Genomic DNA, 8,221 nt, shown 5'->3' on the forward strand with positions numbered 1-8,221 from the left:
GCGACTCTCAATGTAAAAACTATTTGACATTGCCTTGTGGCGAGTGTCAAATAGTTTTGACATTACAGGAGGGTCGTGATGAAAACTGCACATTCATATCGTAACCGGATGCTGGCGCTTGCCATGGCCTCTTTCGTGACCATGGTTGCGGTCGGTTTGATTGGTGGCCGAATTGTCCGAATGGGTGCTCCGGGTGAAAATTTCTGGTTGGTCTATTCGGTCCTGCTGGCCATCTTTGCGCTTGGTATGGCAGCGACCTTGCCGTGGTGGCGTCGGTTCGACGATGTCCAGAAAAGTGGGCATCTGGTAAGCTGGTACTGGGGCGGACTGATCGGCGGAGGATTGGTCATCCTGGGCTTTGCTGCGGCGAACGGCATCGACAGCAGCCTCACTCGAGGCGCGGGTGCGGTCATGATCGTGCAGGGCGCGGTCAGTTCATTCGCCTGGCTGGTCTGGCGCTTGCGCCTGCGTGGGCCTGCGGAATGAAAAACCGGCTGCGCGAACTGCGCAAGGCGCGCGGGATCAACCAGGCGGACCTGGCCGAGGCGCTGGAAGTTTCGCGCCAGACGATTATCGCGCTAGAGGCGGCGAAGTACGATCCATCCTTGCCGATGGCCTACCGGATTGCCGCCTATTTCGAAGTTCCGGTGGAGGACCTGTTCTTCAATCCGTACCGCTGATCCACACAGCGCAACTCCCCGCAATTCGCCATTGCGAACGACATAGCCGCGCGGCAGTCGAGGGCGGTTTACGCGGCCCTGGATTGCTTCGTCGCTGCGCTCCTCGCAATGACGAGAGGGTAGCCGGGCTTGAAAGTGCATTTCCAAAACCACGCTCAGGCTGAGCTTGTCGAAGCCGGTCATCGCGCACACCCTTCGACAGGCTCAGGGTGAGCGGGGAACCCGGCGCCTACTCCTTGATCAATCCCTTCAGCGCCGCAAACGGGCTGCTTTCGGCCTGGCCGAGCAGGCCGGCCTTGCGGACTTCTTCCGCTCCCGGGCCTTCCAGATAGGGGTCGATGGCCAGGGCCAGCGATTGCGCCACGGCTTCGCCCAGGTCGAAGCGGGTGCCTTCCATCTCGATCTCGTCGAGGTCTTCGGCTTCCAGTTCGATTTCCTCTTCGCTTTCGGGCGAATCGGCGGGCGGAACGAAGTGCAGGGCAATCGGCTCGGCGATCTTGACCGGCAGGTCCTCGCCCGAAACGGCGCAGCTTTGCACCACGTCCGCTTTGAGCTGGCCTGTGGCGCGGACGGTGGGGCCGTCTGCCTTCAGCGTGATGCGCGCGGCGAGCGATTTGACCGCGACCAGGCCGAACCGCTGGGCGAGGGCGGCGCATTCCTCTGCGCTGGCTTCGATCACCTGTTCGGCCGTAGGCAGCCGCGTAGCATCATAGGGCCGGGAGAGTTCGCTCATGCCGCGATCCTTCCGGTCAGCAGGTCATCGTTGCCGATGGCCGCAAGCCTGGCTGCCAGCTGCCGGACCCTGGCGGCAATCGCTGCAACGTCCGCCCCGTCGTTCAGGGTCACATTGCGTTCGATCACGGCGATCAGTTCGGCATCGTCCGGCTGGGCGAGCGCCTGTTCCAGCGCTTCCATCCGGCCCGCCAGCACGCTCATCAGCTTGCCCATGCGCTTGGCCATGGCGAGGTCGCCCACCCCGCTCTGGCGCAATTGTCCGTCCATGTCGGAGACGAACAGCTCGGTCAGGCGGGCGGACGGTGCGCGCAGTTCCGGCTGGCCGTCCATGCGCCGCATGACGAGGGCCAGCACCAGGGTGATCGCATCGAACCGGCCCGGCACAGTGTCTGCCACGCCGCCGCGCGCGTACCAATCGGGATCGCGGGCCAGTTCGACCACCTTGTGCCACAGCGGGCGGATCTGCTCCTGCCCCGGATCGGGGCGGCCAAGCAGGCGGTTGAACAGCGACATCGCGGGACGGTTCCTTTTCATTCAGCGGGCATTAAAGGCGCCGGGCCCAAGCGGCAGCATTGCGCGCAGGGCCAAGGCCGCCTAAGGCTTGTGCGATAGAGCAAATGGGGCGGCGCGGGCAATCCCGCAAGGCCGCCGGACGGAGCAAGATCGACGATGCTGGGTATGGTTGGGCAAGGTAAGGTTCGTTTCATGGGCGTGGCCATTGCTGCACTGGCACTGTCTGCCTGCGCCTCGATCAAGGATCAGCGTGGCTATCTGGTCGATGCCACCCTGCTCGATTCGGTCCAGCCGGGGATCGACAACCAGACTTCGGTCGAACGCATGCTCGGCCGGCCCAGCTTCATCAGCCAGTATGGCCAGAAGGACTGGTATTACATTTCCACCAAGACCCGCCAGGCCGCGTTCAGCAGCCCCAAGGCGCACGAACAGCTGCTGGTGAAGATCACTTTCGATGCCAAGGGCAACGTTGCGGGCGTTGAGCGGACCGGCATGGAAAAGGTCGCGCGGATCAATCCCGATGGCGACAAGACGCCGACCCTGGGCCGCGAACGCACCTTCCTGGAAGATCTGTTCGGCAATATCGGCCAGGTCGGCGCTGCCGGAACGGGCGGTGCTGGCGGTCCGAACGGCAGCTAACTTGCAGGCCGCCGGATAAGACATATATCCGGCGACATGACTGATCCTCATTCCAGCCACGGCCTGGTCCAGTGGCACGGCACGACCATCATCGGCGTCAAGAAGGGCGGCAAGACCGTCATCGCCGGCGATGGCCAGGTTTCCATGGGCAATACGGTGATGAAGCCGAACGCGCGCAAGGTGCGGCGGATCGGCGATGGCAGTGTGATCGCCGGATTTGCCGGGGCCACCGCCGATGCCTTTACCCTGTTTGAACGGCTGGAGAAAAAGCTGGAAGCCGCGCGCGGCCAGCTGATGCGCGCCGCGGTGGAACTGGCCAAGGACTGGCGTACCGACAAATACCTGCGCAACCTGGAAGCCTTGATGATCGTGGCCGACAAGGACACCATGCTGATCCTCACCGGCAATGGCGACGTGCTGGAACCGGAACACGGCATTGCCGCGATCGGTTCGGGCGGGAACTATGCCCTGTCGGCGGCCAAGGCGCTCGACGATTATGAAGCGGATGCAGAAACGATCGCCCGCCGCGCGATGCAGGTGGCAGCGGAAGTCTGCGTTTTCACGAATGACCGCGTGACGGTTGAAGTAATCTAGTCCCCCTCCCGCTTGCGGGAGGGGTCAGGGGTGGGTCTGTATTCAGCCCGCCCTGTGCCCACCCCCGGCCCCTTCCGCAGGCGGGAGGGAAGAAGGAAGAAAATGACCCAGAACCTCACTCCCAAGGCGATTGTCGCCGCGCTGGATGAACACATTGTCGGGCAGGCCGATGCCAAGAAGGCCGTGGCCGTGGCGCTGCGCAATCGCTGGCGCCGGCAGCGGATCAGCGATGACCTGCGTGATGAAGTGACGCCCAAGAATATCCTGATGATCGGGCCGACCGGTTGCGGCAAGACCGAGATCAGCCGCCGCCTGGCCAAGCTGGCCGACGCGCCCTTCGTCAAGGTCGAGGCGACCAAGTTCACCGAGGTCGGCTATGTCGGCCGCGACGTCGAACAGATTGCCCGTGACCTGGCCGAAGAGGCGATCCGGCTGGAAAAGGAGCGCCGCCGCGAGGCTGTGCGCGATGCGGCAGAGAAAGCGGCGATGGACCGCCTGCTCAAGGCGCTGGTCGGCGATGGTGCCTCCGAAGCGACACGCGAAGCCTTCCGCCAGCGCATCGTCGAAAAGGCGATGGACGAGACCGAGGTGGAGATCGAGGTCGAGGACAGCCCCAGCGCGGGCATGGAGATCCCCGGAATGCCCGGCGGGATCGGCATGATCAACCTCAGCGAAATGATGGGCAAGGCGCTGGGCAAGCAGAACCTGAAACGGCGCAAGCTGAAAGTGCCGGAAGCCTGGACCAAGCTGGTCGATGAAGAGGCTGAAAAACGGATGGACCAGGACGATGTCGCCCGCGTCGCGCTGGCCAATGCGCAGACCAACGGCATCGTCTTCATCGACGAGATCGACAAGATCGCCGTGTCCGACGTGCGCGGCGGCTCGGTCAGCCGCGAAGGGGTGCAGCGCGACCTGCTGCCCCTGATCGAAGGGACGACCGTGGCCACCAAGTACGGCCCGATGAAGACCGACCATGTCCTGTTCATCGCCAGCGGCGCGTTCCACGTGGCCAAGCCGAGCGACATGCTGCCTGAACTGCAAGGGCGCCTGCCGATCCGGGTCGAACTGGCGGCACTGAACGAGGACGACTTCGTCCGCATCCTCTCCGAAACGCGGGCCAACCTGGTGCAGCAGTACAAGGCCCTGCTGGCCACGGAAAAGGTGACGCTGGACTTCACTCCCGAGGCCATCCGCGAAGTGGCCCGCATCGCCGCGCAAGTGAACGAAGCGGTCGAAAACATCGGCGCCCGGCGGCTTCAGACCGTGATGGAAAAGCTGCTCGAAGAACTCAGCTTCGAAGCCGAGGACCGCGAAGGCGAGGTCGTAACGGTCGACGCCGCCTACGTCGAAGCGCGCCTCGCCAGCCTGGCGCGCGATACCGATCTGTCGAAATATATACTCTAGATATAGGCGTATTTAAATTGACCCGCATCCGTGAACTTCGAAAGCAAGCTGGCCTCACCCAAAGCGACCTCGCTAAGGTTTTGGGAGTTGAGCAATCGACAATCGCTCGTTGGGAATCGGGTAAGTCCGAACCGGGAATCTCAAGCATTCGGAAGCTTGCGACAGTCTTTGAAATTGAGGCTTCGGACCTGATCGCCGCTTTTGCCGAGCAGAATCCGAAAGACGTTGCAACAGCGGTTTCGCTGCAAACCCCCGATGACCGCCCGATCTACCGACTGCTCACCGGCAAGGACGACCGCGCTTTTTGTGAGCGGGTGTCCGAAGCCCTCGCCCAGGGCTGGCGGCTTTATGGATCGCCGACCATGACCTATGACGGCGGGATGGACTGCATCAAGGTCGCCCAGGCCGTGGTCTGGCACGAAGCGGACGTGGTGAAGTAACCGCGCTTACTGCGCGGCTTCGCCATATTCCTCGATGGCTTCGGCCTGCCGGGTCCACATTTCCGCATAGAGGCCGCCCAGCCGCAGCAGGTCCTGGTGGTTGCCCTGTTCCGCCAGTTGCCCTTCGCTCAGCACCAGGATCGTGTCGGCATCGGCAATGGTCGACAAGCGGTGCGCGATGGAGAGCGAGGTGCGCCCTTCTGCCACGCTGTGCAGGGTGGCGAGGATTTCCTGCTCGGTCCGGGTGTCGAGCGCGCTGGTCGCTTCGTCCAGCAGCAGGATCGGCGGGTTCTTGACCAGGGTGCGGGCAATCGCCACGCGCTGCTTTTCCCCGCCGGACAGTTTCAGCCCGCGCTCGCCCACTTCGGTATCGAGGCCCTGCGGCAGACGCTGGATCAGTGGCCACAGGGCGGCCCCGCGCGCGGCGGCCTCCACTTCGGCGGCTGTGGCGCCATCGCGGCCATAGGCAATGTTATAGCCGATGGTCTCGTTGAACAGGACCGAATCCTGCGGCACGATTCCGATGTGCTGGCGCAGGCTGGCTTGGGTGACTTCGCGGATGTCCTGTCCGTCGATCAGCACGCGGCCTGACCACGGATCATAAAACCGGAACACCAGCCGTGCGATCGTGCTCTTGCCCGCGCCGGAGGGGCCGACGATGGCGACCTGGTGCGCGGCGGGCACTTCGAAGGACAGGCCCTTCAGGATCGTCCGGTCTGGCTCGTAACCGAAGACCACGTTGTCAAAGGCCAGGGTCGGGCGCTTGATCACCAGCGCCGGGGCACCGGGGGCGTCCTTCACTTCGATCTCGGTATCGATCAGGCGGAACATGTCGGCCATGTCGATCAGGCCCTGGCGGATCGTGCGATAGACCATGCCCAGCATGTCGAGCGGGCGGAACAGCTGCGTCAGATAGGTCTGGACGAAGACCAGCTGCCCGGCACTATATTCGCCGCGCGCCCAGCCCCGCACGGTCAGCGCCATGGCCACGGCCATCAGCAGGTTGGTTATCAGCGCCTGCGCGATGTTGAGCAGGCCCAGGCTGTTTTCGCTCTTCACCGCCGCTGCGGCATAGGCCTGGGTCGCCTGGGCATAGCGCGCTTCCTCGCGCGCCTCGGCATTGAAGTACTTTACCGTCTCATAGTTCAGCAGCGAATCCACCGCGCGCGACAAGGCCTGCCCGTCCAGTCGGTTCATCTGCTCGCGCAGCTTGCTGCGCCATTCGGTGATCGCGCGGGTCGCCCAGATATAGGCCACCACGGCCAAGCTGGTCGAAGCGACCAGCGGCCACCCGAAATTGAGGTAGAACACCACCGCGATGCCCACGAGCAGGATGATCGTCGGCGCAATGTTGAACAGCATGAAATAGAGCATCGTATCGATGCTCTTGGTCCCGCGCTCGATCACCTTGGTCACTTCGCCGGTGCGGCGGGCCAGGTGAAAGCGCAGGGAGAGGCGGTGCAGGCGGTTGAACACGTGCTCGGCCAGTTGCGCGGTCGCCTGCTGGCCGACCCGCTCGAACACGATGTTGCGCAGATTGTCGAACACCACGCCGCCCAGGCGCCCGGCGGCATAGGCCAGGACGAACAGCATGGCGAAAGTCGCCACCCGCTCGCCGGTCATGTTCATCGCGTCGACCGCCCACTTCAGGAAATAGGGCAGGGCGAACTGCGTGGCCGTAGAGGCCAGGATCAGCGTAACCGCGCCGACGATCCGCGCGCGCAGGCGCCAGTCGTCCTTGGGCCAGAGGTAAGGCATGAAGCGGCGCAGCGTGCCCCAGCCATCATGGCGGGCATCGCGCGAAGGGGCGGCGGGAAAGTCTGGCGGCATCGGCTCCATTTAGGAGTCTTGCCCGGAAAAGGAAGCGCCCAGCGTCAGTTCAGGCCGGAATCTCGCGGATCGACCAGGTTGCTCCTGCTGATCGCGGAGCCGGGAACATCGAAGAAGATCTTGCGGCTGGCAAAGTCGATTGCCACCCGGTCCAGCTGCCGCAGGTCGCGCATGCCCAGGAACAGGGCCGGCTTCTTGTCCAGGCCCAGCAGCGGGAAGTGCGGAGAGTCGGCATAGGCGATCAGGACATTCCGGAAGGTGATGTCATGGATCTTCAGGTTCCGGGCATAACCGATGTCGGCCACGATGGTCTGGCCGGTGACGGATTGCAGGGTCAGCTGGCCCGTCTGTCCGCTCCGGGAAAGCTGGCGCTGCAAGGCGCGGTTGCCGATGGAGGTGTCCGAACCGGTGTCGATCACAACCTGGACGCGCACTCCGTCGATCAGGGCATTGGTCATGATCAGCTGCCCGGACCGGCGCCGTGCGGTCACGACAATCTCATAGCCGCGATCCCCGCCCAGGCTCTTGGCATCGGCGACAGCGAGGAGGCCCTTGCGAAAGTCGAACTGCACCCGCTGCCCTTGCAGGCTGTCCAGCCCGATGATCCCGTCAGCGCCGATGTCAGACCGCTCCAGCAGGGGAGCCAGCAGGGCATAATAGGACCGCTTGCCCAGAGTGATTGCGTCCAGTTCGACCGTGTCGACCATTTCGGTCCCGGCAACGCCGGTCAGTTTCGCCCGGCGCCCGAGGGGAATGCCCAGCGACCCCGCCAGAGCCGAAGACAGGACCGTATGCTCAGATCCGGTATCCACCATGAACTCGTACGGACCGGCATCGCCAATGCTGACCGGAACCGTCATGCGCTGGTGCCGGTCCTGACCGGTCTCGATCAGGTCCACCTCGCTCGCCTGCTGGGCACCCTCCTGCTGCATGGGCAAGACGGTGAGCGCGCTCAGCGCTGCAAAGGCTATGGAGTGATATGCAAGGGCGAAGGTGAACGACATGGCCGATCCTCATCGAACGGGATCAAGCTACCTCCGATGGTTCTGCCAGGCCATGTCGCCTGTCGAAAACTGAATCAGCAGGAAGAGCAGGGCGTCCGAGAGCGGGAATCACGTTCCTTGGCAGCCAAGAATCGGCATCAAATCCACCGAATCTGAGGGAAATGAACAGGAAAGCGATGCAAGGACCTCGCTTGGTGTCTTGGCCAGAGGCGCAAAAAGCCCTGAAATCCCGCGAGTTCCGGGCGATTGAAATAAAATTGCAAAAAGCCTGTTGACCGAATCGAGGTGTGGGCTTAGAGGCCGCTTCACCGGACGGGACGCTGAGATGCTCTGGTCTGGTCGCCAACATAGACGGACACGATGTCTCCCGAAGTAAAGAGCG

10 protein-coding genes and 1 pseudogene are annotated in these 8,221 nt (G+C 63.4%); 7 read left to right on the forward strand and 4 right to left on the reverse strand.

Annotated features, from left to right (window positions below):
* The first annotated feature begins 75 nt into the window (after nt 1-75).
* Both ACQKOE_RS15355 and ACQKOE_RS15360 read left to right on the forward strand, forming a co-directional pair.
* Entirely contained in the window at nt 76-486 is a 411-nt protein-coding gene (locus tag ACQKOE_RS15355) for a hypothetical protein (protein ID WP_427513585.1), read from the forward strand.
* Nucleotides 483-680, forward strand: a complete 198-nt coding sequence (locus ACQKOE_RS15360) for a helix-turn-helix transcriptional regulator (protein WP_427513586.1) — start codon at nt 483-485, stop codon at nt 678-680. The genes ACQKOE_RS15355 and ACQKOE_RS15360 overlap by 4 nt, the downstream gene beginning before the upstream one ends.
* 229 nt (nt 681-909) lie before the next feature.
* Here the strand turns inward: ACQKOE_RS15360 and ACQKOE_RS15365 are convergent, their stop codons facing one another.
* Both ACQKOE_RS15365 and ACQKOE_RS15370 read right to left on the reverse strand, forming a co-directional pair.
* Nucleotides 910-1,413 carry a YceD family protein gene (locus ACQKOE_RS15365; protein WP_427513587.1) on the reverse strand — a complete coding sequence of 168 codons (504 nt, stop codon included), beginning with the start codon at nt 1,411-1,413 and terminating at the stop codon, nt 910-912.
* Nucleotides 1,410-1,949, reverse strand: coding sequence for a ubiquinol-cytochrome C chaperone family protein (locus tag ACQKOE_RS15370; protein WP_427513588.1), 540 nt, complete (start codon nt 1,947-1,949; stop codon nt 1,410-1,412). Before ACQKOE_RS15370 ends, ACQKOE_RS15365 begins: the two co-directional genes overlap by 4 nt.
* A gap of 144 nt (nt 1,950-2,093) precedes the next feature.
* Between ACQKOE_RS15370 and ACQKOE_RS15375 the strand changes: the two genes are divergently transcribed.
* From ACQKOE_RS15375 to ACQKOE_RS15395, 5 genes and pseudogenes are all read left to right on the forward strand, one after another.
* Nucleotides 2,094-2,567: an outer membrane protein assembly factor BamE gene (locus ACQKOE_RS15375; RefSeq protein WP_427513594.1), complete on the forward strand. Its 474-nt coding sequence runs from the start codon at nt 2,094-2,096 to the stop codon at nt 2,565-2,567.
* A 36-nt stretch (nt 2,568-2,603) separates the two neighbouring features.
* Complete coding sequence (gene hslV / locus ACQKOE_RS15380) at nt 2,604-3,161, forward strand: ATP-dependent protease subunit HslV (protein ID WP_427513589.1); 558 nt, start codon at nt 2,604-2,606, stop codon at nt 3,159-3,161.
* Nucleotides 3,162-3,263: 102 nt separating this feature from the next.
* On the forward strand, nt 3,264-4,565 hold the full coding sequence (hslU, locus tag ACQKOE_RS15385) for an ATP-dependent protease ATPase subunit HslU (RefSeq protein ID WP_374591512.1): 1,302 nt from the start codon (nt 3,264-3,266) through the stop codon (nt 4,563-4,565).
* Nucleotides 4,566-4,582: 17 nt separating this feature from the next.
* Nucleotides 4,583-4,750 (forward strand): annotated as a pseudogene (locus ACQKOE_RS15390) (helix-turn-helix transcriptional regulator); the annotation flags it as partial.
* Between the two features lie 57 nt (nt 4,751-4,807).
* On the forward strand, nt 4,808-5,005 hold the full coding sequence (locus ACQKOE_RS15395) for a DUF1737 domain-containing protein (RefSeq protein ID WP_374591514.1): 198 nt from the start codon (nt 4,808-4,810) through the stop codon (nt 5,003-5,005).
* A 6-nt stretch (nt 5,006-5,011) separates the two neighbouring features.
* Here ACQKOE_RS15395 and ACQKOE_RS15400 read toward each other — a convergent pair whose 3' ends face one another.
* Entirely contained in the window at nt 5,012-6,835 is a 1,824-nt protein-coding gene (locus ACQKOE_RS15400; protein ID WP_427513595.1) for an ABCB family ABC transporter ATP-binding protein/permease, read from the reverse strand.
* Between the two features lie 44 nt (nt 6,836-6,879).
* The gene (locus ACQKOE_RS15405; protein ID WP_427513590.1) at nt 6,880-7,839 is read right to left on the reverse strand and encodes an aspartyl protease family protein; all 960 of its coding nucleotides are present in this window, start codon (nt 7,837-7,839) and stop codon (nt 6,880-6,882) included.
* Nucleotides 7,840-8,221: the final 382 nt, after the last annotated feature.

The sequence above is a fragment of the Novosphingobium sp. NPDC080210 genome (genome assembly GCF_050281025.1).
Lineage (GTDB): Bacteria > Pseudomonadota > Alphaproteobacteria > Sphingomonadales > Sphingomonadaceae > Novosphingobium.

Coding starts and splice junctions, on each gene's coding strand:
- ACQKOE_RS15360 (WP_427513586.1), top strand. CDS start 483: ATGAAAAACCGGCTGCGCGAACTGCGCAAGGCGCGCGGGATCAACCAG.
- ACQKOE_RS15365 (WP_427513587.1), bottom strand. CDS start 1,413: ATGAGCGAACTCTCCCGGCCCTATGATGCTACGCGGCTGCCTACGGCC.
- ACQKOE_RS15370 (WP_427513588.1), bottom strand. CDS start 1,949: ATGAAAAGGAACCGTCCCGCGATGTCGCTGTTCAACCGCCTGCTTGGC.
- ACQKOE_RS15375 (WP_427513594.1), top strand. CDS start 2,094: ATGGTTGGGCAAGGTAAGGTTCGTTTCATGGGCGTGGCCATTGCTGCA.
- hslV (WP_427513589.1), top strand. CDS start 2,604: ATGACTGATCCTCATTCCAGCCACGGCCTGGTCCAGTGGCACGGCACG.
- hslU (WP_374591512.1), top strand. CDS start 3,264: ATGACCCAGAACCTCACTCCCAAGGCGATTGTCGCCGCGCTGGATGAA.
- ACQKOE_RS15400 (WP_427513595.1), bottom strand. CDS start 6,835: ATGCCGCCAGACTTTCCCGCCGCCCCTTCGCGCGATGCCCGCCATGAT.
- ACQKOE_RS15405 (WP_427513590.1), bottom strand. CDS start 7,839: ATGTCGTTCACCTTCGCCCTTGCATATCACTCCATAGCCTTTGCAGCG.